Annotated in this window: 25 protein-coding genes and 1 pseudogene; 12 read left to right on the top strand and 14 right to left on the bottom strand. The window is 70.7% G+C overall.

Features of this window, described 5'->3' with window-relative positions:
* Entirely contained in the window at positions 1 to 1,515 is a 1,515-nt protein-coding gene (locus CFK38_RS02180) for a family 4 glycosyl hydrolase (protein ID WP_096801602.1), read from the bottom strand.
* A gap of 16 nt (positions 1,516 to 1,531) precedes the next feature.
* Positions 1,532 to 2,302: a DeoR/GlpR family DNA-binding transcription regulator gene (locus tag CFK38_RS02175; RefSeq protein WP_096804171.1), complete on the bottom strand. Its 771-nt coding sequence runs from the start codon at positions 2,300 to 2,302 to the stop codon at positions 1,532 to 1,534.
* Positions 2,303 to 2,462: 160 nt separating this feature from the next.
* Here CFK38_RS02175 and CFK38_RS02170 point away from each other — a divergent pair, with 160 nt between their 5' ends.
* The 9 genes from CFK38_RS02170 to CFK38_RS02130 all read left to right on the top strand — a co-directional run bounded on the left by CFK38_RS02170 (position 2,463) and on the right by CFK38_RS02130 (position 12,135).
* A complete protein-coding gene (locus CFK38_RS02170) occupies positions 2,463 to 3,821 on the top strand; it encodes an ABC transporter substrate-binding protein (protein ID WP_096801601.1) in 1,359 nt (452 codons plus the stop codon).
* Positions 3,822 to 3,948: 127 nt separating this feature from the next.
* On the top strand, positions 3,949 to 4,872 hold the full coding sequence (locus tag CFK38_RS02165; protein ID WP_245851191.1) for a carbohydrate ABC transporter permease: 924 nt from the start codon (positions 3,949 to 3,951) through the stop codon (positions 4,870 to 4,872).
* A complete protein-coding gene (locus CFK38_RS02160) occupies positions 4,869 to 5,672 on the top strand; it encodes a carbohydrate ABC transporter permease (protein ID WP_096801599.1) in 804 nt (267 codons plus the stop codon). Before CFK38_RS02165 ends, CFK38_RS02160 begins: the two co-directional genes overlap by 4 nt.
* On the top strand, positions 5,672 to 6,916 hold the full coding sequence (locus CFK38_RS02155) for a carbohydrate kinase family protein (RefSeq protein WP_245851190.1): 1,245 nt from the start codon (positions 5,672 to 5,674) through the stop codon (positions 6,914 to 6,916). The genes CFK38_RS02160 and CFK38_RS02155 overlap by 1 nt, the downstream gene beginning before the upstream one ends.
* An 86-nt stretch (positions 6,917 to 7,002) precedes the next feature.
* On the top strand, positions 7,003 to 7,494 hold the full coding sequence (locus tag CFK38_RS02150; protein ID WP_096801598.1) for a MarR family winged helix-turn-helix transcriptional regulator: 492 nt from the start codon (positions 7,003 to 7,005) through the stop codon (positions 7,492 to 7,494).
* Positions 7,491 to 9,194, top strand: a complete 1,704-nt coding sequence (locus CFK38_RS02145; protein ID WP_096801597.1) for an MDR family MFS transporter — start codon at positions 7,491 to 7,493, stop codon at positions 9,192 to 9,194. Before CFK38_RS02150 ends, CFK38_RS02145 begins: the two co-directional genes overlap by 4 nt.
* 231 nt (positions 9,195 to 9,425) lie before the next feature.
* Positions 9,426 to 10,367, top strand: a complete 942-nt coding sequence (locus CFK38_RS02140; RefSeq protein ID WP_096801596.1) for a metal ABC transporter substrate-binding protein — start codon at positions 9,426 to 9,428, stop codon at positions 10,365 to 10,367.
* Positions 10,364 to 11,098: a metal ABC transporter ATP-binding protein gene (locus CFK38_RS02135; protein ID WP_096801595.1), complete on the top strand. Its 735-nt coding sequence runs from the start codon at positions 10,364 to 10,366 to the stop codon at positions 11,096 to 11,098. Before CFK38_RS02140 ends, CFK38_RS02135 begins: the two co-directional genes overlap by 4 nt.
* Complete coding sequence (locus CFK38_RS02130) at positions 11,095 to 12,135, top strand: metal ABC transporter permease (RefSeq protein ID WP_096801594.1); 1,041 nt, start codon at positions 11,095 to 11,097, stop codon at positions 12,133 to 12,135. Before CFK38_RS02135 ends, CFK38_RS02130 begins: the two co-directional genes overlap by 4 nt.
* Positions 12,136 to 12,149: 14 nt before the next feature.
* Here the strand turns inward: CFK38_RS02130 and CFK38_RS02125 are convergent, their stop codons facing one another.
* Positions 12,150 to 12,827 carry a metal-dependent transcriptional regulator gene (locus tag CFK38_RS02125; RefSeq protein ID WP_096801593.1) on the bottom strand — a complete coding sequence of 226 codons (678 nt, stop codon included), beginning with the start codon at positions 12,825 to 12,827 and terminating at the stop codon, positions 12,150 to 12,152.
* An 88-nt stretch (positions 12,828 to 12,915) separates the two neighbouring features.
* Between CFK38_RS02125 and CFK38_RS02120 the strand changes: the two genes are divergently transcribed.
* Positions 12,916 to 14,136, top strand: coding sequence for a cation:proton antiporter (locus CFK38_RS02120; RefSeq protein ID WP_096801592.1), 1,221 nt, complete (start codon positions 12,916 to 12,918; stop codon positions 14,134 to 14,136).
* Positions 14,137 to 14,174: 38 nt separating this feature from the next.
* On the opposite strand, the gene CFK38_RS02115 is transcribed toward CFK38_RS02120, so the two are convergent.
* The 8 genes and pseudogenes from CFK38_RS02115 to CFK38_RS17725 form a co-directional block, all read right to left on the bottom strand.
* Positions 14,175 to 14,678: an SRPBCC family protein gene (locus CFK38_RS02115; protein WP_096801591.1), complete on the bottom strand. Its 504-nt coding sequence runs from the start codon at positions 14,676 to 14,678 to the stop codon at positions 14,175 to 14,177.
* Positions 14,675 to 15,367: a DUF899 domain-containing protein gene (locus CFK38_RS02110; RefSeq protein WP_096801590.1), complete on the bottom strand. Its 693-nt coding sequence runs from the start codon at positions 15,365 to 15,367 to the stop codon at positions 14,675 to 14,677. The genes CFK38_RS02115 and CFK38_RS02110 overlap by 4 nt, the downstream gene beginning before the upstream one ends.
* Position 15,368: 1 nt before the next feature.
* Positions 15,369 to 15,920, bottom strand: a complete 552-nt coding sequence (locus CFK38_RS02105; protein WP_096801589.1) for a dihydrofolate reductase family protein — start codon at positions 15,918 to 15,920, stop codon at positions 15,369 to 15,371.
* Positions 15,921 to 16,298: 378 nt separating this feature from the next.
* On the bottom strand, positions 16,299 to 17,036 hold the full coding sequence (locus tag CFK38_RS02100) for a sulfite exporter TauE/SafE family protein (RefSeq protein WP_096801588.1): 738 nt from the start codon (positions 17,034 to 17,036) through the stop codon (positions 16,299 to 16,301).
* Between the two features lie 28 nt (positions 17,037 to 17,064).
* A complete protein-coding gene (locus CFK38_RS02095; protein ID WP_218192335.1) occupies positions 17,065 to 18,114 on the bottom strand; it encodes a helix-turn-helix domain-containing protein in 1,050 nt (349 codons plus the stop codon).
* Positions 18,111 to 18,722 carry a hypothetical protein gene (locus CFK38_RS17490; RefSeq protein ID WP_245851189.1) on the bottom strand — a complete coding sequence of 204 codons (612 nt, stop codon included), beginning with the start codon at positions 18,720 to 18,722 and terminating at the stop codon, positions 18,111 to 18,113. The genes CFK38_RS02095 and CFK38_RS17490 overlap by 4 nt, the downstream gene beginning before the upstream one ends.
* A gap of 157 nt (positions 18,723 to 18,879) precedes the next feature.
* Positions 18,880 to 19,482: pseudogene (locus CFK38_RS17865) on the bottom strand (amidohydrolase); the annotation flags it as partial.
* Positions 19,483 to 19,671: 189 nt separating this feature from the next.
* Positions 19,672 to 19,806: a hypothetical protein gene (locus tag CFK38_RS17725; protein ID WP_275542285.1), complete on the bottom strand. Its 135-nt coding sequence runs from the start codon at positions 19,804 to 19,806 to the stop codon at positions 19,672 to 19,674.
* A 278-nt stretch (positions 19,807 to 20,084) separates the two neighbouring features.
* Between CFK38_RS17725 and CFK38_RS02080 the strand changes: the two genes are divergently transcribed.
* Positions 20,085 to 20,267, top strand: a complete 183-nt coding sequence (locus tag CFK38_RS02080) for a hypothetical protein (protein ID WP_096801584.1) — start codon at positions 20,085 to 20,087, stop codon at positions 20,265 to 20,267.
* Between the two features lie 152 nt (positions 20,268 to 20,419).
* Here CFK38_RS02080 and CFK38_RS02075 read toward each other — a convergent pair whose 3' ends face one another.
* The 3 genes from CFK38_RS02075 to CFK38_RS02065 are packed head-to-tail and all read right to left on the bottom strand — an operon-like array spanning position 20,420 to position 22,163.
* Complete coding sequence (locus CFK38_RS02075; protein ID WP_096801583.1) at positions 20,420 to 21,349, bottom strand: SDR family oxidoreductase; 930 nt, start codon at positions 21,347 to 21,349, stop codon at positions 20,420 to 20,422.
* Positions 21,339 to 21,947 (bottom strand): TetR/AcrR family transcriptional regulator, encoded by a 609-nt coding sequence (locus CFK38_RS02070; protein ID WP_096801582.1) that lies wholly within the window; start codon positions 21,945 to 21,947, stop codon positions 21,339 to 21,341. The genes CFK38_RS02075 and CFK38_RS02070 overlap by 11 nt, the downstream gene beginning before the upstream one ends.
* A 12-nt stretch (positions 21,948 to 21,959) precedes the next feature.
* Positions 21,960 to 22,163 (bottom strand): hypothetical protein, encoded by a 204-nt coding sequence (locus CFK38_RS02065; protein ID WP_157773315.1) that lies wholly within the window; start codon positions 22,161 to 22,163, stop codon positions 21,960 to 21,962.
* A 141-nt stretch (positions 22,164 to 22,304) separates the two neighbouring features.
* Between CFK38_RS02065 and CFK38_RS02060 the strand changes: the two genes are divergently transcribed.
* Positions 22,305 to 23,075, top strand: a complete 771-nt coding sequence (locus tag CFK38_RS02060) for a glycerophosphodiester phosphodiesterase (protein WP_218192334.1) — start codon at positions 22,305 to 22,307, stop codon at positions 23,073 to 23,075.
* Positions 23,076 to 23,098 lie beyond the last annotated feature (23 nt).

Raw genomic sequence — 23,098 nt, 5'->3', positions numbered from 1 at the left:
CTACCGGCCCTGACCCAGCAGCGCCGCGATCTGCGGGTGCCCGGCCTCGTACCCCTCGAGCAGCTGTCGGCCGAGCGTGGGGGAGCTGACCAGCGGGTGCGTGGAGAAGCCGCGCCAGGCCGCCTCGCGGGACCCGGTGGTCGCGGCCTCGAGGATCGCCCGCTCCGAGGCGCGCAGCGCGCTCATCATCCCGAGTCTGCCCAGCTCCACCGGGGCCACGGGCTGCGGGTGCACGCCCTCGCCGTCGACCAGGCACAGCACCTCGAGCACCGCATCGGCCGGCAGCTCGGGCACGATCCGCTGCTCGGGCGGGGCCTCGCTGCCAGCGGGGGCGTTGCCCACGTCGAGGATCATCCGCTCGCTGCGGCCGGTGGCGATCGCGGTCATCAGCCGCAGCGCCACCTCCTGGTAGCCGCCCCCGGCGACGTCCTCCTCGCGCCGCTCCTCGTCCCGGGACTCGGCCATGTAGGTCGCCTCCCGCTCGTGGAGCGTCTCGCGCCACAGCTCCAGCGGGGAGCGGCAGCAGCGGTCGGGGTCGGCCCTGGCGGATCGGCTGCTGCGTTGGGCACGGTATTCGGGCGCGAAGGGGTGCTGGGCGTCGCAGTCGGTGGCCGCCCCGGTGGCCCCGCCCGCCCTGGCCTCCGCCGCGGCGAGGTAGAAGTCGCCCTGCTGCTTGGCGAGGAACTCGCCGCGGGTGGTCGCGGCGCCGGTGATCCGCTCGATCGCGGCGGCGGTGTGCAGGTAGTAGAAGAGGTACTCGTTCGGCAGTGCGGCGTCGGCGCGCACCCAGTCCTCGCCGATCAGCCGGGCCTCCTCGATCTCCTCGAGGGCGGCGTCGTCGGCGAGCAGCCCGGGCAGGCGGTCGGTGCCGTCCACCGTCACCGAGCGCAGCCAGCCCAGATGGTTCATCCCCACGTAGTCGAAGCGCGCGCCGCGCTCGCCGGCCACCAGGTCCACGCCCAGCAGGCGGCCCACGCGCCGCACCAGCCCGATCGGGGTGTCGCAGATGCCCACCACGCGGTCCCCGAGCACGGTGCGCATCGCCTCGGTGACGATCCCGGCGGGGTTGGTGAAGTTGATGACCCAGGCCTGCGGTGCGACCTCGGCGATCATCCGGGCGATCTCCAGGGCGACGGGGATCGTGCGCAGCGCGTAGGCGAGGCCGCCGGGACCGATGGTCTCCTGGCCCAGCAGGCCCAGGCCCAGCGCGACCCGCTCGTCGACCGTGCGGGCCTCGGCGCCGCCCACCCGCACTGCGGAGAACACGAAGTCCGCGCCGGTCACGGCCTCGCGCAGGTCCGTGGTGGCGGTGAGGTGGGGCAGGGTCGCACCGTGCCCGTCGCCCCGCAGGCGCTCGGCGATCCCGTCGATCACGGCGCTGATGGTGCGCAGGCGCGCGGGGTCGACGTCGTGCAGGGAGACCTCGTCCACGGCGAGCCCGGTGGCGGCGGTGGCGACCGCCTCGTACACCAGCGGGACGCGGAAGCCTCCGCCTCCCAGGATGGCGAGCTTCATGGCAGCAGCACTTCCTTCATGGCAGCAGCACCTCCACGTCCTCCCCCTCGGGGAGCGCGATGCCGGAGGGCAGCGGTGAGCGGTCGGTGATCAGGGCGGTGAAGCGCGACAGCGGCGCGATCTCCAGGAACCCCGACCCGGGGAACTTCTCATGGTCGGCCAGCAGGTAGGAGGCGGCGGCGACATCGAGCAGGCCGCGCTTGATCGGCACCTCGCTGGGGGTGGAGTCGAGCACCGCGCCGTCGGGCCGCACCCCGGCGGCGCCGAGGAAGGCGCGGTCCACCCTCACCTGGCCGAGCGCGGACTCGGTGAGGGTGCCGACCATCGAGTCGTAGTTGGGACGCAGCAGCCCGCCGAGGATCACGATGTCGATGCCCGGGGCGGCGGCCAGGGAGCGCACCACCGCGAGCGAGGCGGTGACCACGGTGAGGGAGCGCTCCGCCAGCAGCGGGCACATCGCCGCGACGGTGGTGCCGATGTCCAGGGCGACCACCTCGCCGTCCCGCACCTCGGCGCAGGCGCGCGCCGCGATCGCTCGTTCGGCGACGGTGGCGGTGCCGGCGACATCGGCGAAGGAGCGCAGATCCGCCTCCGGGCGCACCGAGCCGCGCACATCGGTCGCTCCGCCGCGCACCCGTCGCAGCGCACCGGCCGTCGCCAGGAGGTCGAGGTCACGACGGATCGTCGCCTCGGAGACCTCGAGCTGGGCGCTGAGGACGGCGACCGTGACGGCCCCGCTGCGGCGCAGGGCCGCAGCGATCGCCTGGTGACGCTCTTCACTCAGCATGGCGTCACCGTAGCACCGACCGAACATCTCCATGCATCTCCGAGCAGGAGCGTGCAGAGACGAGCAGGACGTGTCACCATGGTGTCACGCACCACAGCTGCTGGTGGCGGAGACGGGCGGCAGTGCGGCGCGGATCTGCGGACCCCTTCAGGAGGACATCATGCTTCGACGGAACTTCCTCGGCGCGACGGTCGCGCTCGGCGGCCTCGGCGCCCTGGCCGCCTGCGCCCCCGGCTCGGACACGGGCGGCGGTGCGGAGACCGCTCCGGCGGCCGACGAGGTCGAGACCGACATCGCCTCCCTCGGCGACCTCACCCTGGTGGTGTGGGACCAGGAGGTGCGCGGTGCGCAGAACGATGCGATCGAGGCGCTGATCGGCAGCTTCCAGGAGAAGTTCCCCAACGTCACGATCGACCGGAACGCCCAGTCCTTCGACGACCTCCAGCAGCAGACGGGCCTGGCGCTGTCCGGCAACGACGTCCCCGACGTGCTCCAGGTCAACAACGCCCGCGGCGACATGGGCACCTTCGTGGCCGACGGACTGCTCACCGATCTCACCGGCTATGCGGAGACCTACGGCTGGGCGGACCGCTTCAGCCCCAGCGTGCTGAGCAAGATGAGGTATTCGAGCGACGGCGTCACCTTCGGCGAGGGCTCCCTCTACGGCCTCGCCCAGACCGGCGAGGTCTGCGGCATCTTCTACTCCCAGGCGAAGCTCGACCAGCTCGGGCTGACGCCCCCGGCCACCTGGGAGGAGCTGTTCTCCCTGGTCGACGCCGCAGCGGAGGCCGGTGAGCGGCCGATCATGCTGGGCAACCTCGACCAGTGGCCGGCCCTGCACGTCTTCGGCCCGCTGCAGGCGAACTTCGTGGACGCCCAGACCATCATCACCCTCGGCATGGGCAACGCCGGCGCGGACTGGACCAGCGAGGACAACCTCGCCGCCCTCACGCAGTTCGGCGAGTGGGGTGCCAGCGGCGCGCTGGGGGAGTCCCCGAACGGGCTCGCCTACGACGACGCCTGGCCGATGTTCACCGAGGGCGAGGGCGTGCTGCTGATCGGCGGCAACTGGCTCGGCCCCGACATGGAGGCCGTGATGGGCGAGGACCTGCACTTCATGGCCCCGCCGCCCGGGGCCGACGGGAAGGTCGCCACCACCGGCGGCACCGGCATCCCCTTCTCGATCCCCGCCGCGGCGAAGAACGCGGCCGCGGCCGCCGCCTACATCGACTTCATCACCAGCGATGACGCGATGGCGATGATCGCCGAGAACGGCGGCATGCCGGTGAACCGCACCGCCGAACTCGCTCCGGAGTCCGGCGTGAACAAGGACATCTACGAGGCGTTCGACGCGGTCACCACCGAGGGCACCCTGCTGCCCTACCTCGACTACGCGACCCCGTCCTTCGCGGAGACCGCCGGAGCCACCCTGCAGGAGCTCATCGGCGGCCAGACCGACGCGGCCGGTGCCGCAGCGGCTCTGCAGGAGGACTACAGCGCGTTCACCGAGGGATCCTGACCCCATGGCGTCGGGCAGGTCGGGGGGCGCTGTCGCCGACGGGCCGATGGCGACGCGAGGTGGCAGATATGCCACCTCACCTCACCAGCGGCCCGCGCAGGACAGGGGCCGACGCCGGACGAGGAGGGTGGGCAGCGGCACCTCGCCGGGAGCCGTGCCCGGCGCCCGTCGCGGCAGGCCCTCCGCGGTCGCCCGCGGCCCCCTGACCCCGTACCTGTTCATCCTCCCGGCCTTCCTGGTCTACGGCGCGTTCGCGCTGTACCCGCTGGGTCGCGCGGCGCAGTTCTCCCTGTTCGAGTGGAAGGGCTTCGGCGCCTCCACCTTCGTGGGGCTGAGCAACTACGTGGACCTGGCCGCAGATGCGGACTTCCGCGCGGCGATCGGCAACGCCCTGGTGCTGATCGTCTTCTACGCGGTGGTCCCGCTGGTGGTGGGGCTGGTGCTGGCGGCGATCCTGCGGCGCGGGCAGGTGCGGGGGATGGGCTTCTTCCGCTCCGTGATCTTCCTGCCGCAGGTGATCGCCCTGGTGGTGGTCGCGGTGGCGTGGCGGCAGATCTACTCGCCCAGCGGACTGCTGAACGAGCTGCTGGGGATGGTGGGGCTGGGGGCGCTGACCCACGGCTGGCTGGGGGACCCCGGCACGGCACTGGCCGCGGTGGGGTTCATCGGCACCTGGGTGGAGATGGGGCTGGTGATGCTGCTGATGCTCTCGGGCATGAGCCGCATCCCCGCCGAGCTGTTCGAGGCCGCGCGGCTGGACGGCGCGGGCGCGGTGCGGGAGTTCTTCGCGATCACCCTGCCGGCGGTGCGCGGCGAGATCACCGTCGCGCTGGTGCTGACGATCATCGCGGCGCTGAAGACCTTCGACCTGGTCTACCTGACCACCTCCGGCGGTCCCGGCAACTCCACCACGGTGCCCAGCTACGAGGTCTACTTCCGGGCCTTCGACCTGCGCGAGGTGGGCTCCGCCTCGGCGGTCGCGATCGTGCTGACGGCGCTGATCTTCGTGATCAACGTGGGCGTGACCCGCATCGGCGAGCGTGAGTCATGAGGGTCTCCCGCGCCGAGACGGTGATGAACTACGTGATCCTGGGGGTCTTCGCCCTGTTCGCGCTGGGCCCGGTGCTCACCATCCTCGCCACCTCCGTGTCCGCCCCGCTGGGGCAGCCCGAGGGGCTCTACCTCTCGAACTTCGTCGAGGCCTGGACCGTGGGCGGGTTCGGCAGATCGCTGGGGAACTCCGTGGTGGTCGCCGCGATCGTGGTGAGCCTGGCGACCGTGCTCGCGATCGGTGCCGGCTACGCCTTCGGCACCATGCGCTTCCGCGGCTCCACGCCGCTGTTCTACCTGTTCCTGGTGGGGATGATGATCCCCAGCGAGGCGACGATCATCCCGCTGTTCTTCGACCTGCGCGCCCTGGGCCTGACCGACACCTATTTTGCGATCGCGATGCCGCAGGTGGCGCAGTCGATCGCCTTCGGCACCTTCTGGCTGCGGGCGCAGTTCCGGGCCCTGCCCACCAGCTTCACCGAGGCCGCCGCGCTCGACGGTGCGGGCCCGCTGCAGGCCCTGGTGCGGATCCTGGTGCCCGCCTCCCGGCCCGCGATCGTGACGATGCTGGTGCTGGTGTTCATGTGGACCTGGAACGAGTTCCTCATCGCCCTGATCATGGCGCCCGGCGGCAGTCTGCGCACCGCCCCGCTGGGTTTGGCGAACTTCCAGGGCCAGTACACCTCCGAGACCGCGCTGCTGGCCGCAGGCGCGGTCATCGTCGCCCTGCCCACCGTGATCCTGTTCCTGTTCCTGCAGCGTCATTTCCTCCGCGGAATGCTCGAAGGAGTCGCCAAGTGATGACCGATCCGACCACCGACCCTGCTCGCTCTGCCGAGGCAGCGCACGTCACCGGGTCCGCACGACCCGTCGGCCCCGGCACCCCGGCGCCCGTGCGGCCCGGCGACCGTGCCGCCGGGGCCTCGACCCCGGCCCCTGCCGGGGCCGCGGAATGCCAGGACTGGGACCCCTTGGCCGCCCAGCGCACCCCCGGGGACCCGCCACTGGACGTGCTGCTCTCGGGCACGGTCTTCTTCGACATCGTCTTCACCGGCATGGAGCGCCTGCCCCGGCCCGGCGAGGAGCTGTGGTCCAAGGGCCTGGGCTCCAGTCCCGGCGGGATCGCGAACCTCGCCACCGCCGCCGCCCGGCTGGGGCTGCGCACCGGACTGGTCGCCGGGTTCGGGGACGACGCCTACGCGGACTGGATGTGGCACACCATGGCGCACGAGGAGGGCATCGATCTCTCCGCCTCCCGTCGCTTCACCGACTTCCACTCCGCCCTGACCGTCTCCATCGCCGCCGAGGGCGACCGCGCCATGGCCACCCACGGCCATGAGCTGCCCGAGCCGCTGTCCACGCTGATCGCCGCGGCGCCCGCCGCCCGGGCCGCCGTGGTGGACCTGGCGGGGGAGACCTCCTGGTGGGCGCAGCTCGCCCAGCGCGGCTCGCTGGTCTTCGCCGACATCGGCTTCGACGAGACCGGCCGCTGGGACCCCGCCGACCTCGCCCCGCTCACCCACTGCCACGCCTTCACCCCCAACGCCCTCGAGGCGATGGCGTACACCCGCACCGACAGCCCCGATCAGGCCGTGCGCGCGCTCGCCGAGAAGGTGCCGCTCGCGGTGGTGACCGACGGCGCCCACGGCTCCTACGCGATCGACTCCAGCACGGGGGAGGAGGCGTACTGCCCTGCCGTCCCGGTCACGGCGATCGACACCACCGGCGCCGGGGACGTGTTCGCCGCGGCGATGGTGCTGGGAACCCTCGCCTCCTGGCCGCTCGAGGAGCGCCTGCGCTTCGCCTCCCTGTGCTCGGCCCTGGCGGTGCAGCAGTTCGGCGGCTCCCTCGCCGCCCCGGGCTGGGGTGACCTCACCGACTGGTGGCGCTGCATGAGCGACGCTGCTGACGGCGGCGACCTGCGCGCCGCCTACACCCGCAGCGGGTACCGCTTCCTGGACGCCCTGGTCCCCGACCACCCCGTCCAGGGTCGCCGCCGCGCCCAGGGGACCTTCGCACTGCGCTCCGACGCGGGACGGCACTGACCGCAGCCGCTCCGCCTCGACCCGGGCGGTGCCGCCACGCCCGGGGCAGGGGTTGACATCTCGGAGCGAGGCCCTAAAGTACTTGCATGCCACAAACAACTATAGGTCGGGGCGATCCCGACGACGCCGGCGCCATCCTGCGCGAGCTGGTGACCACCTTGCGGGTCTTCCGCCATGCCGGGCAGCAGGCGGGGCAGCGCACGGCCTGGAGCACCGCCAGCGGCGTGCTCCAGTTCCTGGACCATCATGAGGCGCGGCTGAGCGATCTCGCCCGGGAGATCTCGGCCTCCGTGTCCGTCACCTCCCGCGCGGTCGACGCCCTCGAGCAGGACGGATTCGTCGAACGACATGTCGATGAGTCCGACGGCAGGGCCTGCGTCGTCAGCCTCACCGCGCGCGGACGCACCCACCTGCACGAGACCCAGCGCGAGATCGCCGCGGAATTCTCCGATGTGCTGCACGAGTGGACGCCGCAGGAGATCCATCAAGCCCTCGAGGTCCTGCAGAAGCTGAACCTCGGCCTCGCCGACCTCACCTCCCGCCTGCACGGCGGGCAGGGGAAGGGACACACCCGATGACCGCCACCCTCTCCTCCCCGCCGAAGACCCTGTCGCACCGCGAGGTCCTGCAGGTGATGACCGGCCTCCTGGCCGCGCTGTTCACGGCCCTGCTCTCGAACACGATCGTCTCCACCGCGCTGCCCACGATCATGGCGGATCTGGACGGCACCCAGCGGCAGTACACCTGGGTGATCACGGCCAGCCTGCTGATGATGACGATCAGCACCCCGATCTGGGGCAAGCTCTCCGACCTGTTCGACAAGAAGCGCCTGGTGCAGCTCGCGATCGTGCTGTTCGTCGGCGGCTCGCTGATCGCCGGATTCGCGACCTCGATCCCGATGATGATGACCGCGCGCGTGGTCCAGGGCATCGCCATGGGCGGCCTGATGGCGCTCGTGCAGTCGATCATGGGCGCGATCATCTCCCCGCGCGAGCGCGGCCGGTACGCGGGCTACATGGGCGGGGTCATGGGCATCGCGACCGTCTCCGGACCGCTGCTGGGCGGCGTCATCACCGATGAGCTGGGATGGCGGTGGACCTACTTCGTCTGCGTGCCGCTGGCGGTGGCCTCGCTCGTGCTCATCCAGCTCAAGCTCCGGGTCCCGCCGCAGCCGGCCCGGCGCGTGCAGATCGACTACGCCGGCGGCGTCCTGATCGCGCTGACGGCCGCGCTGCCGATGCTGTGGGTCACCTTCGCCGGCAGCAGCTATGCCTGGATCTCCTGGGAGTCGGCCGCGTTCGTCGGCGGCTTCCTCCTCACCGCGGTCCTCGGTGTCATCGTCGAGCTGCGCGCCCCGGAGCCGATCGTGCCGATCCGGCTGCTGCGCAACAACACCGCCGCGCTGATGATCGTCGCGAGCGTCGCGGTGGGCGTGGCGATGTTCGGGCCCGCCGTGTTCCTCACCCAGTACTTCCAGCTGGGCAAGGGGCATTCCCCGACCGAGGCGGGGCTGCTCATCCTGCCCATGATCATCGTCCAGACGTTCTCCTCCGCCATCGGCGGCATGATCGTCAGCCGCACCGGCAGGTGGAAGCCGATCATGCTGCTGGGCAGCGTGCTCATGGTCACCGGCCTCGCCGGACTGGGCGCGGTCGACCACACCACGGGGTACCTCTGGGTGGCGGTCTCGATGGCGCTGGCCGGCGCGGGCGTGGGTGCGCTGATCCAGAACATCGTCCTGGCCGTGCAGAACACGGTCGACGTCACGGACGTCGGAGCCGCCTCGGCCACCATCGCGTTCTTCCGCTCCCTGGGCGGAGCGATCGGTGTCTCCGCGCTCGGCGCGATCCTCACCAACCAGGTCGCCGCAGGCGTCCAGGAGCGGCTGGCCGAACAGGGCATCTCCGGCGGCGCGGCCGGCGGGCAGGGCTCGGAGACGCAGCTGGACCTCTCGGATCTGCCCGGTCCCGTGCGGGAACTGGTCCACGATGCCTACGCCGACGGCTTCGGGCACATCTTCCTGCTCGCCGCGATCGTCTCGCTCATCACCCTCGTCGCGGTGCTGGTCGTGCGGGAGACGGCGCTGCGCACCACCATCGGGCTCGCTCCGAAGGAGACGGGAGAGCAGCCTGCGGCCGAGGAGGCGACGACCGACCAGCCCCATGGCGCCGCTGTCCCCGTCGCCGCCGGTGGCGGCCATGGCGGATCCGACCCGGCGCAGAGGGAGAGCGCCGCGGAGGGAGGCCGCTCGGCGGAGCAGCCGTCCGGCAGAGCCTGACGCCTCCGCCTGCCCGCCCCCGGGCCCCCACCGCTGAGGCGGCGAGGGCCCGGGGGCGAGCGCATCTCCGGCGCGGCGTCGGGCCCGCGCCCGTGGTTCGTAGGCCCGAAGCCTGAAGTGTGCCGGCCCGAAGTTCACCGAGTCGCGCCGTGCAGCAGGGAGCGGTATGCTCTCAAAAGTTCGGAGCACCGAACTTCATGAGAGCGGCGCAGAGAAGATGCAGGTGACGGAGTGGCGGGGAACCGGTCGACCAGGACGAGGACGGCGGTCGCGGGAGCGCTGGTGGCGCTGCTGGCGCTGGCCGGCTGCGGGGGAGCCGCGCCCTCGGCGCGCGGCGACGGCGACGTGCCCACCGTGCTGACCACCTTCACGGTGCTGCAGGACATCGCCCAGAACGTCGCCGGTGAACACCTGGAGATCGAGTCGATCACGAAGATCGGCGCGGAGATCCACGGCTACGAGCCGACCCCGCGGGACGTCGCGAAGGCGTCGGAGGCGGATCTGATCCTGGACAACGGGCTGCATCTGGAAGCGTGGTTCGCGCAGTTCGTCGACTCCGCCGAGGTCCCCCACGTGGTGGTCTCCGAGGGCATCGAGGTGCTGGACATCACCGGCGACGCCTATGCCGGGACTCCGAACCCGCACGCCTGGATGAGCCCGGAGAACGTCGAGATCTACGTGGACAACATGGTGACCGCCTTCAGCGAGCTGGACCCCGAGAACGCAGCGGCGTACGAGGACAACGCCGCCGAGTACAAGGGCGAGCTGCGCACGATCCAGAAGGACCTCAGCGCGGAGATCGAGACCCTCCCCGAGAGCGAGCGGGCCCTGGTGACCTGCGAGGGGGCGTTCTCCTATCTCGCGCGGGACGTGGGGCTCGAGGAGCACTACCTCTGGCCGGTCAACGCCGAGCAGCAGGCCACCCCGCAGCAGATCGCCGGCATCATCGAGACCGTGCGCGCGCAGGGGATCCCCGCGGTGTTCTGCGAGTCCACCGTCTCGGACAAGCCGATGCAGCAGGTCGTGGAGGCGACCGGGGCCCGCTTCGGGGGGACCCTCTACGTCGACTCCCTCTCCGAGGCGGACGGTCCGGTGCCCACCTACCTCGAGCTGCTCCGCCACGATGCGGACGTCATCGTCTCGGGCCTGACCGGTCAGGAGGCGGCGGCATGAGCATCGAGGTCAGCGGGCTGACGGTGCGCTACGGCGCGGTCACCGCCGTGGAGGGGGTGGACCTCCGGATCCGCTCCGGCGAGGTGACCGGCCTGGTCGGGATGAACGGCTCGGGGAAGTCGACCCTGTTCAAATCCATCATGGGCATGGTCACTCCCAGCGCCGGGGGCGTGCTGATGGACGGGAACGATCCGGCCCGTGCCCGCCGCCGCGGCCTGGTGGGGTATGTGCCCCAGAGCGAGGACGTGGACTGGTCCTTCCCCGTCTGCGTGCGCGATGTGGTGATGATGGGCCGGTACGGCCATCAGGGCCTGACCCGGCGGCCGCGCCGCACCGATCACGAGGCCGTCGCCGCCGCGCTGGAGCGCGTCGAGCTCACCGACCTCGCCGATCGACAGATCGGCCAGCTCTCCGGCGGCCAGCGCAAGCGGGCGTTCGTCGCGCGCGGCCTGGCGCAGGGCGCCTCCATCCTGCTGCTGGACGAACCCTTCGCCGGCGTCGACAAGCGCAGCGAGGCCACGATCGTGGGCCTTTTGCGCGAGCTCGCCGCGGCCGACTGCACCGTCCTGGTCTCCTCCCATGACCTGCACGCTCTGCCCCAGCTCGCCGATTCCGCGATCCTGCTGCGGCGCCGCGTCCTGTTCCACGGCGACGTCGCCGAGGCGCTCGCACCGCAGATGCTGGGCCGCGCGTTCGGCCTGGACCCGCTGACCCGCGAGGAGGCACGATGAATCCGCTCGATCTGATCCTGGAACCTCTGCAGTACGAGTTCATGGTGCGGGCGCTCGCCGCGACGGTCGCCGCGGCGATCGTGTGCGCGCTGCTGTCGTGCTGGCTCGTGCTGGTGGGCTGGTCGCTGATGGGCGACGCCGTCTCGCACGCCGTGCTGCCCGGCGTGGTGCTCTCGTACATCGTCGGGGTGCCCTTCGCGGTCGGGGCGATCGTGTTCGGGATGCTCGCCGTGGCGCTCATCGGGACCATCCGCGGCACCAGCCGGATCAAGGAGGACGCCGCGATCGGGATCGTCTTCACCACCCTGTTCGCCCTCGGCCTGGTGCTGATATCGGTCACGCCCAGCCATACCGACCTCGGACACATCCTGTTCGGCAACGTCCTGGGCGTCTCCTCCAGCGACCTGATCCAGATCGGCGTCCTCGCCGGGATCGCGTTCGTGGCACTGCTGCTGAAGCGGCGCGATCTCACCCTCTACGCCTTCGACCCCACCCACGCCCAGGCCATCGGTCTCTCCCCGCGCCGGCTGGGGGCGCTGCTGCTGGGCCTGCTGGCGGTGACCGCCGTGGTCGCGCTGCAGATCGTGGGCGTGGTGCTGGTGGTGGCGATGCTGATCGTCCCCGGTGCCACCGCGCACCTGCTCACCGACCGCTTCGGGCGGATGCTGCTGATCGCACCGACGATCTCCGTGCTCGCCTCGGTGACGGGGATCTTCCTCAGCTACTGGGTCGATGCCTCCTCCGGAGGGCTGATCGTGCTGGTCCAGGGCGCCCTCTTCACGCTCGTCTACCTGCTCGCCCCGCGGTACGGGATCCTGCCGCGCCTGCTGACCGCGCGGCGTCGCCGCAGCCGTGGCGCGGGCGGCGAGGGCGCTCGCCCTGACGAGCCGACGGGCGGCGGCGAGCCGACGGGCGGCGGCGAGCCGGCGGGCGCGGCCGGCGGGACCGGCGCGCTCGGCACGGACGGAGCGGCCGGCCGGGCAGGCACGGCCGAGGCGAGGGGCGGGACGCAGATCCCGGCGACGCCGCGCCTCTGAGCTCGGGAGCTGCCTCAGGCGGGGGTGCTCACCCAGATCGCATCCGTCGCGGAGCGTCCCAGCGGCACCCGGGCCGAGGCCCCGGGCACGGAGACCTCGAGGGAGTCGGAGAACGCCGGGCCGGTGCGCACCTCGAGGACCGCGCCGACGGTGATGCCGTGCTCGGCGCAGAAGGACAGCAGCCGCGGGTCGGCATCGGAGATGCGCTCGACGACCACGGAGGTCCCGACCGGGACCTCGCTCAGCAGGCGGGCGTCGGGGAGCTCGACCTCGCCGTCGGCGGAGGGGATCGGATCACCGTGGGGATCGCGCGCGGGGTGGCCCAGGAGCGCATCGATCCGGTCCACGAGCAGGTCGGAGACGGCGTGCTCGAGATGCTCGGCCTCGTCGTGGACCTCCTCCCAGCCGAAGCCGAGGGTCTCCACCAGGAACGTCTCGATCAGGCGGTGGCGTCTCACCATCGACAGCGCGTATGCGCGGCCCGTCGTGCTGAGCCCGATCGCGCCGTAGCGGGTGTGCTCGAGCAGACCCTGATCGGCGAGCTTCCGCACCGCGTCGGAGACCGTCGACAGCCGCACCCCCACGCGCTCGGCGATGGCGGAGGTGGTCACCGGCTCCTTCGACCATTCCCCGAGGCTCCAGATCGCCTTGAGATAGTTCTGGGCGCTGGTGGAGAGCTCTGAGACGGACATGCCCCCACCGTATCCAACTCTCCGCTTCGTCTCCCCGAACTCCGCAGGGGCACGTCGTGAACTCCGCGGAGGCACATAGTCTTCGCCCATGCACGAATCCACGATCCTCATCGAGAACCTGCAGTCGATGTGGTGGATCGCCGCGGCGGCGGTGCTCGCCCCGGTCCTCGCCCTGCTGACGCGCCGCACCATCCCGGACGTGGTGTGGCTGCTGGTGCTGGGCATGGTGATCGGTCCGCATGCGCTGGGACTGGCCGAGAGCACCGAGGCCGTCGCCTTCCTGCGCGAGCTCGGGCTCGGGTTCCTGTTCCTGCTGGCGGGTTTCGAGGTGAACACCTCCGACATGCGCAGCCGCGCGGGGCGCAGCGCCGCGCTGACCTGGCTGCTCTGTGTGGGCCTCGGCGTGGGTGCCGGGCTGCTGATCGCCGGGGGCGACTGGCAGGTCGCCGCCGTGCTGGGCATCGCCGCGACCTCCACGGCGCTGGGCACCCTGCTGCCGATCCTCAAGGACTCCGGCGTGCTCGGTGCCCCGCTGGGCAAGGCGACCATGATCCACGGCGCCTTCGGCGAGCTGCTGCCCGTGGTCGCGATGTCCCTGCTGCTGACCACGCGCGCCACGATCCAGGCGGCGGCCGTGCTGGTGCTGTTCGCGGTGCTGGCGGTGGTGATCGTGGCCGTCCCCGCCCGGCTCTTCCGCAAGGTGCCGCTGCTGGGCCGGGCCTTCGCCGCCGCCTCCGACTCGACGATGCAGACCATCGTGCGGATCACGGTGTGGGTGATGATCTCGCTGATGCTGCTGACGGCGGTGCTGGAGCTCGACGTCGCCCTGGGGGCCTTCGCCGCCGGTCTGCTGCTGCACGCCGCGCTGCGCGGCGGCGCACCGGAGCACGTCGAGGAGATCATGCACAAGGTGGAGGTGGTGGGGTTCGGCCTGCTGATCCCGGTCTTCTTCCTCACCAGCGGGATGAGCATCGACGTTCTCGCCGTGCTCGGCGTCTGGCCGCTGCTGCTGGGATTCGTGGGGATGATCGTGGTGGTGCGAGGCCTCCCGGTGCTCGCCCGCGAGCTGTGGACCTCCACCAGGTCGGGCCTGGACACCACGCGGGAGAAGGTGGCGCTGGGCCTGTACGCCGCGACCGGGCTGCCGATCATCGTGGCGGTCACCCAGATCGCCTCGAGCTCGGGACTGATCTCGGTCACCGTGGCCTCGGCGATGGTCACCGGCGGGGCGATCACCGTGCTGGTGTTCCCGCTGCTGGCGTCCCGACTCTCGCAGCGCCCGCAGGCGCCAGGGAGCGCGCAGAGCTGACGCTCAGCCGCCGATGGGCGAGGCCGCCGTGTGCCGGGCTATCCCGCGACCACCGCCCTCTCCAGCGCCGCCAGCGAGTCCTCGAGGAAAGCCGGCGGGAACGGCGGCAGCCCGAACTCCGCCCGCAGGGACTCAGGCACCGCGCTCCAGTCGTAGGTGAGGGTCACGCGGGTGCTCTCTCCCACGATGGCGAGGTCGTACCGCCAGGTCCAGCCGCCGGCGCCCCAGCTGCCGTCGGGCCCGTACTGGCCGGGCTGCCAGGCGATGGTGCGCTCGGGTTCGAAGACGATCACCCGGTTGTGCATGTCGTAGCGGCCCCCGGCGTTCTCGTGGAACATCTCGATGCCGAAGATCTGGTCGACCTCGGTCAGCGGTGCCGGCTCCGTCTCCAGCGGGCCGCGCACCCAGTCGGTCGGTTCGGTCTCGTGGTGCCGCGACGGATCGGTGAGCAGCGCGAACACGGCGGACCGGTCGGCGTCGACGATGCGGGTGATGACGTAGTGGTCCCTGCCGGGGACCGGTGCTGCGGAATCGGTGGTCATGAGCGGGCTCCTGGTCCGTAGAGGGCTGCGATCTCCTCGGAGCCGAGCCACTTGTCATAGGTGCCGGACTGCGGCCAGCCGGTGGGGGAGTCCTGCCAGTCCTCCTGACGACCGTAGGGGAGGATGTCGACGAGGGGGAAGGTGTGGCTGAGCTGCTCGGTGCCGCGCCCGTCGGTGTGCCAGGTGCGGTAGACCCGGTCCCCGTCGCGCAGGAAGACGTTCACGGCGAAGCCGCCCCCGGGAGGGGCACCGACGTCGGCCCCGAACTCGCTGCCCGCGGTGGAGTACCAGTCCATCCGGTTGCCGACCTTCTCGCGGTAGGCGAGGGCCTCGTCGATCGGGCCCTGGGTGACGATCACGAAGCGGGCGTCGTACCTGCGCAGGAAGTCGGTGCGGGTGAACTGCGAGGTGAAGCCGGTGCAGCCGCCGCACTGCCACTCGGAGTCCTCGAACCACATGTGGCTGTAGGTGATCAGCTGGGTCGCGCCGTCGAACAGATCCACCAGGCGCACCGGGCCGTGCGGGCCCTGCAGCGTGTACTCGGGCAGCTCGACCATCGGCAGGCGCCGTCGCTGGGCGGCGATCGCGTCGAGCTCGCGGGTGGCGGCCTTCTCCCGCACGCGCAGCGCGTCCAGCTCGCGCCGCCAGGTCTCGGGATCGGTGACGGGTGGGAGGGCGGAGGTGGTCATGTCAGTCCTTCCTGGGGGCCCAGCGGGTGTAGGTGACGCCGGAGTCGAAGGCGCGGTGCTCGAGCAGCTCGAGCCGTTCACGGTGGCCGTCCGGGAACAGCCGACGTCCGCGCCCCTGGACGTAGGGGTAGGTCCACAGCCGGTACTCGTCCACCAGGCCGGCGGCGATCAGGGGGTGGCACAGGGTGATCGAGCCGGTCAGCGAGATCTCGGCGCTCTCGCCCTGCTTCAGGTCGCGCACCGCCTCGACGGGATCGCCGGGGATGATCGTGGAGTGCTCCCAGGCCGGGTCGGTCATGGTCGAGGTGACGACGTACTTGGTCAGCTGGTTCAGCTCATCGGTGATGCCGGTGGTGTCGTCGGTCCGGGCCGGCCAGTAGCCGCGGAAGTCCTCGAAGGTCTGCCGGCCCAGCAGGATCGCGTCGCAGGCGGCGCTGTCCCGCTGCAGGATCGCGCGCTGGTCGGCGGGGGAGTCGGCGGGGTCGAACCAGTCATCGAGCATCTCGATCGCGCCGTCGGCGGTGATGTTCTGGGTGATCACGAGCGGGCGCACAGGGCCTCCTCGATGGTCGTGGAGCAGTGTCTCCTGGCCCCGGCGCGCGACCTCCACGAGTACCGCCGCGGGGTTGTGCAGTCTAGACCCCGGTGCGCCGCACCACCATGGGTGGGCCGGTGGATCCGGGGGCGGCTGCGGATGGGGAGTTCTCCCCGGGGAGTTCTCCCCGGTCAGTTCGACCCATCGCGCTCCTGGTCGGGGGCCCGTAGCTTTCAGGTGGCGGGTGCGGGGCTCCCCTCGGGGGAGAGGCACCGGCACGAGGCTCGCGCGGGCGGGAGCTGCGGGATCGGCGGTGGGGGCCGACGATCCGGCGGTGAGGAGCGCTCCGCTCCGGGCCTCGTGTCCGGTGCGTGGGAAGCAGCACCAATCAGCGGCTCACAGCTGCACGAGACCCTGGATGAGCGAGAGGGTCGCTCCGGCCATCGCGATCACGATCACCCAGCGCATCGCCCGGGGCCCGTGCACCCTGCGCGCGAGTGCCGTGCCGCCGATCAGCCCCACCACCAGCATCCCCAGCAGCAGCGCCCAGCCGGCCACCGGCAGCGATGGCAGCGCCCCCTTCGCGAGCAGCGCTGCGACGCCGAGCACCGCGAAGTGCAGCTGGGCGGTGGCGGCGAAGCTGCGGTGCTCCCACTGGGTGGCCAGCGCATAGACCACCAGGCCCGGCCCGCCCACGCCGGCGGTCACCGTCATCACCCCCGAGGCGAATCCGCCGCCCGCGCCCACCCAGAAGGAGTTGGGCACCTGCAGCGACCGCGACCCGATGGTGAACAGCAGCCCGGTGATCACCAGCAGGCTGATCGCGATCGCCAGCACCGGCGCGGGCAGCCACAGCACCAGCAGCGCCCCGGGGATGGTGCCCACGATCCCGGCCGGCACCACTTTCGCGGCGCGTCGGAGGTCCAGGTCCTGGTGGATCACGATGAGGTTCAGCAGGGCGGCGACGATCCCGCACACATTGGTGACCAGGATGCCCTCGAAGGGCCCCAGCGCCATCACCAGGAACGGCGAGGACAGCAGCGCGAAGCCCATCCCGGTGGTGCGCACGGAGACCGCACCGGCCAGGACGGCCAGCGCGGCCAGGCCCAGCGGCCACCACTGCGGATCGATCACTCAGGCCACGGTACGCCAGCCGTGCACGTCACGTTCGGACGGCACGGAGCCGTGACCGTGCCGAGGCGAACGGCGTCACAACATCGTCGCTCGCGCCGATGAGTCGCTGTACCTCCGCGTCAGAAAGTCCGAGTTCTCGCAGGCCATCTCCGATGTTTCGGGCGAGATGTGGAGTCTCGTCGGGCAGCTGGTCCGACCCCGGCTCCCGCATTCGCCATCCCCGTTTGGACATCTGCTTGTAGAAGGAGGACCTTTCCTGCGAGGTGACCTTCCCGAGCTGGAACGCTCGCTCGTGAAGGGCCTGCATCGACACGCCCCAGACAGCTTTCAGATCGAGGAGCTTGCCGAGGGTGAGGTTCCGAAGATCGGGGCCGATCGCTGCCTCCGGCATGAGGAAGGCGGCCGCGAATGCATTGGCCTGCTCCTCGACGTCGATGCCCACGTACTGCCCGTGGAGCACCAGGTGCCCGAGCTCATGGGCCAGAGTCAGTCGTCGGCGGTCGATCGGGCGCGACGAGTTCACCAGGATCACTGCGTGACTTCCTGCCCATTGCGACATGCCATCGATGCGAGCCGTGCCGAAGTCCTCTTCGAGCACGATGATCCCAGCGGACTCCATCCATCGGGTCAGGTTTCGGACGGGGCCGATCGGCATTCGCCAAGCAGCCCTGAGCATGGCTGCTGCGTCATCGGGCGGAGTATCGTCCGGATCGATCTGGATGACGTGATTCTTCGGGTGCATCGGCATTCGCTCGAGCAGGAACGAGGAGTGCATCCGATGCGCGTTGAGGCGGGATTCGACGTGCTTCCAGTCCGCAGGGCGAGCCGTCTTCTGCCGTCGCATGTGCGCATCTGCGGCGATCGCTCCCTCCATCTGGAACTCATGCAGAAGGAATGCGGCGGTGACCCCCAAGGCGGGCGCGAGCCTCTCTGCGGCATCGCGGTCAACGTCACGGAGCTCGTTCTCGTACCTGGAGAGCGTTGCCTGCGTGATCCCGACGCGCTCGGCGAGCTGTTCCTGAGTGAGGCCGGCGGCTCGACGCAGGACCAGGAGCGCATCTCCCATGCCAGGGCTCACGCGAGGCCCTCCTCCTCGTCCTCGATCGCGATCTGGCTGAGGTCGAACTCGGGCAGACCGGGCTCGACTGGAGCCCATTGGATCGCCGTGGGCTGGGCTGCATCTCGATGGAGGGTGATGCCCCAGACCGGCTTGTCCTTCTCCTCGCGCAGGGAGAGGACCGGAGCGCCGATGTCGCGAGTCTCTTCGTCCCAGTAGTAGCCGGCCGCGAGGCTGATCGACTCGAGCCCCTCGAGCGTCAGTGCGCGGTTGGACCAGTGGGCGAGGGAGCCAGTTGTGGGATAGGCCGAAATACGGTCCCCGGGATGGTGACGCTTCACCCTGGTGACGAATGCTGTGCCGCTGAGGATCTCACGGACGGGCTCTTCGTCACGGATATGGATCCCTGGTGCACCGTCGATCTCTCGTATCAGGCGGGCCCAGATGCGCTCGTGAGCAAAGTTGGCGATGAAGCGGCTCGAGTAGCTGGGAGCCCACTCGGGCCGCCACGCCTTGAGGTCGGCGTAATCCTCGCGTGCGCCGTCGACCGCATCGACAAGAGCCTCCACGAAGTCGTCGCCGAGGCGGTCGATGACCTTCTGCGGATCGGGGAATCCAAGGGATTTCATGCCAGAGAATATACCATTCGCAGGTCAGGTCCGCCAAGATCTGTGCCTGGTGGAGTCGCCACCGGTGCCATGGTCTCCACCCGCTCCGGTCCGAACTGCTCCTCGAGGCCGCCCGCACCCGGACCGCGATCTGTGGGTCGTTGTCGGTGACGGGATAGTGGCCCCACAGCTCGAACTCCGGCTCCTGCGGGGAGCGGGTCGCGACGCACTCGGCGCGCACCATCCGCTGGACCCCGTCGACCAGGTGATCGAGGATCTCCTTGCTGTAGGCGCGGAAGTTCAGGGCCAGCTCGGCCCGGTCCGAGATGATGTTCGCGCTGGACCCGGCGTGCAGCGCGCCCACGGTCACGACCCCGAAGTCCGCCGGGGAGATCTGGCGGGCCACCAGGGTCTGGATCCGGCCGACGATCGCGGAGGCCAGCACCACCGGGTCCACGCCCAGGTGCGGCATCGAGCCGTGGGAGCCGGTCCCATGCACGAGCACCCGCATCGAGACCGAGGAGCTCAGCACCGGCCCGGGCGCGACCGCGATCCTTCCCGCCGCCGGGCTGGTCAGCAGGTGCAGGTCCAGGCGCACCTGCGGCGTGGGGATCCTGTCCACCAGGGAGTCGGCGACCATCGTTGCGGCGCCGGCAGCGATCTCCTCCCCGGGCTGGAACAGGGCGATATAGGTGCCCCGCCAGTCCTCACGGTGTTCGGCCAGCAGGGCTGCCGCGCCCAGGCCCGCGACCGTGTGGAAGTCGTGCCCGCAGGCGTGCATCGTGGGCTGGACCTGCCCGGCGGTGTCGGGCTGGGTGTGCACGGAGGCGTAGGCAGCCCGGAGGCCTCCTTCGCGGGCAGCCCGTCCATGTCCACGCGCAACAGCACGACGGGGCCCTCACCGTTCTCGAGCACGCCGACGACGCCGCCGCCGATGTGCTGGACGTCAAAGCCGCTCTCGGTCAGATGCTCAGCGATGATCCCGCGGGTGCGCTCCTCGAGCATCGACAGCTCGGGATGACGGTTGGAGGTCCGTCAGCAGCGGCTCCTGCCAGGTCGAGTACTGCTCCAGGGTGGTGGTCATGCGGTCGGTCAGGGTGGTCATGACGGATCCTCTCCCGGCGCCGCGCCGCCGGTCGGGACGGCCGACGGAACCGAGCACTGCACGGCGCGCGATGCCCCCGAGCGTAGCGTCGCAGGGCACTGTCCGGAGGTGGGGAATGTGATTCCGGTGACCACCGGGTCATCGCTCTGTTCAGGGGGTCACCAGCGGATCTATTCTTGTCGTGAGCACCGAAGGCGCGCGAGGACACCGCGTCTGATCAGGCCGCGATCAGGCCTGTGCGATGTGCTCCTACCACTGTGAGAAGGAGGGACCCCCGTATGGATCCGCGTCATGACGTCACCGTCGGCCACGAACTGCAGGCCGCTGCCGAGACCGGCCAGATTCCGGTGGTCCCTGCGCACGGCGATGCCGGCGAGCAGGCCCCCACCTGGCGCAGCAACCTGGCCGTCGCCCTCTCGCTGGCGCTGACCTTCGTAGTGGTCGCGCTCGTCAGCCTCTGAGGCAGATCTCCTGATGCCGGGCGGGGCTCCGGTCCCGCTCGGTCATCGGCGTCGCGACGTGGACCGGCTCAGCCTGACGTCCACCTCCGGCGGTCGCGTCGCGCTGCGGGGCGCTCTCGTCCCGAGCCGGCCCCGTCCCGTGTGATGACGGTCTACCGGAACTGTTCGATGTCATGCCCGGTGTGGTTCTCGATCCCGTAGGCGCCGATGTAGCCCCAGCAGTCCGGCCGTGAGCCATCGGTATCGACCAGATCGTAGGTATCGGCCAGTTGGCGGGAGGTGAGGACGCGACCGGCGAATGCTGATACCTGCTCGTCGCCGGCCAAGGCGGTGACGCCGCGAGCGACATATGTGGGCGACTCCGAGATCGCGAAGCCCGGGACACGATGACAGGCATCGCGCCAGTTCCTCTCGCTGACCCCGAACCCGTCGAGCATGTTCTCTGACCGCAACCAGCCCGGAGTGACGCCGACCGCGGTGACCGGGTGGTCCGTGAGCTCGGCGGTCAAGCTCGTGACGATCCGATCCACGCCTGCTTTCACCAGGTCGTAGAAGAAGCCGACCCCTTCGCGGTGGTTCGCATTGAACTCCGAAGGCCCGTCGGTCATCTCCACGACCAGCCCGCCACCGCGGCGCAGCATGAGGGGTATGGCGGTGGCTGCGGTGATCAGGTGGGTGTCGATGCCCATCCGGAGCATCCGCAGGCCGCCGGAGAGGTCGTGCTCCCACAGCGGCTTGTCGAACTGTGCGTAGCGGTCACCGCCGAAGATGTCGTTGACCAGCACATCCAGCTGCCCTTGGTCGGACTCGATCCGTCGAATCAGTTCTTCGACCGCCGCCTGGTCCTCGTGGTCGACGACGAGCGCCCTGCCGCGACCACCGGCTCCCTCGATCAGGTCACCTGTCTCTTCGATCGTCTCGGGACGATCGATCTCGGACCGCCCCGCGACACGGCTGCTGCGCCCGGTCGCGTACACGTAGGCACCTGCTCGTGCCATCTCGACGGCGATCGCGCGGCCGGCACCACGGGTGGCACCGGCCACGAGTGCCACCTTTCCGGTGAGTGGTCTGTCAGCAGTCATGAGGCACGCTCCCTTCGCGTCTCCATCCCGACAGCAGCGCGTCGAGGTCCGCGGTGAGCCGGCTGATCAGTGATCCTTCGGGGTGGACCGACCACGCCAGACAGCCGCCCTCCATCGCGGTCATCACGAGCCTGGCCAGCTGAGCCGGTGGTGGTGCGCCGCACAAGTCTCCGGCGGCCACTGCGGAAACAGCGTGCCGCTCCAGATGCCGGCGCACGTGCCCCCATCCGACGTGCAGCCAGCCGCGCATCTCGTCGTTCTGAAGATCGATCGCCAACGCGGCTGCTTGTGTGGAGGCGGTCACCGGATCGTCCATGCCGTGGTAGTTGTACAGCGCCACCACCTGCAGTCGTCGCAACGGCCGGTCCACACCTCGAGTCGCCGTCTCGAGGCCGGAATCCAGCGAGGCGACCCAGCGCTGGCTCAGCCTGAGGAAGACGCGCTCCTTCGAGCCGAAGCGCTTGATGAACGTCGCCGCCGACACCCCGGCTGACTCCGCGGCCTTGGCCAAGGTGAAACCAGAGGGCCCCTCGGTCATCAGGACCCGATCCGCGGCATCCAACAGAGCATCATCAGGGGTGGCGATCGGGCGCGCCATCACGAACCTCCGCTACCCCTGCCACGCCTCCTCGCTGCCCTCGTTGTAGTCGACGAACGCCTGTCGCAGACCGCCGATCACCTCGGCTCCCGTCTCCAGGGCCGCCTTCAGCTGAGGTTCATCGACACGTCCGATGGTCTCGCGCATCTCATCGCGAAGGTGTGCGAGCTTCGCCGCTGTCGCCTCCGCCTGCTGGGCATCGTGCTGTGTTGTCATCTCTGCCTCCTGATCGACCATGTGAGATCGACACAGTGAGTGAACCGCCGTTGACTAACCGTGTCAACCAGTCGGCCGCACTCGCCACCCGCACTGCGAGCAGACGGCCCGCGCAGGGCCGGGGCTGAGAGGATGGCTCCCATGAGGAGCACCGACACCGGACCGGCCACCGCGCGGGGCGAGCTCATGATCGTGGCGCACCGCGGCGCGATGACCCACGCGCTGGAGAACACGATCGCCGCGTTCCAGCTGGCAGAGCAGCTGGGATGCCGGGAGCTCGAGCTGGACCTCCGCCCCAGCGCCGACGGCCGCATGGTGGTGATCCACGACGCGACGCTGGACCGCCTCGCGGCCCACGAGGACGGGCGCGGCCTCGGCGCCGTCGCCGCCATGACCCTGGAGGAGCTCCAGCGGGTGCCGCTGCGGGACGGGCATCGCCTGCACACCTTCGAGGAGGTCTGCGCGGCCACCACGGCGGGCCTGGAGGTGGAGATCAAGGACCCGGCGGTGGTGCCGCTGCTGGCCGCATTCCTCAAGACCCGCCCCGAGGTGGTCCAGCGCATGCGCCTGACCAGCTTCCGCGCCGAGGCGCTCGTCCAAGCGCGCGAGCTGCTGCCGCAGATCCCGCGCGGCATGATCGTGCACCGCCTGCCGGTGACGGAGAAGCACCCCGAGGGCCTGGACGCGCTGCTCGAGCGCACCGGCGCCTCGACGCTGCTCAGCGGCTGGGAGGGCCTCACCGCCGACGCCGTTGCAGCCCAGCACGCCGCCGGCCGGCGCGTGCACGGTTGGCCGCTGCGCACCGCGGAGCAGATGGCCCGCGCCGTGGCGATCGGCGTGGACGGCACCACCGTGGATGACCCGCAGGCCGCGTTCGAGTGGTACCAGCAGGTGCTCGCCGCGCGGGGCTGAACGAACTAGGAGGGGAGCGGGCC

The sequence above is a fragment of the Brachybacterium vulturis genome (assembly GCF_002407185.1).
Lineage (GTDB): Bacteria > Actinomycetota > Actinomycetes > Actinomycetales > Dermabacteraceae > Brachybacterium > Brachybacterium vulturis.
This window is presented reverse-complemented; position numbering and strand designations above follow the sequence as displayed.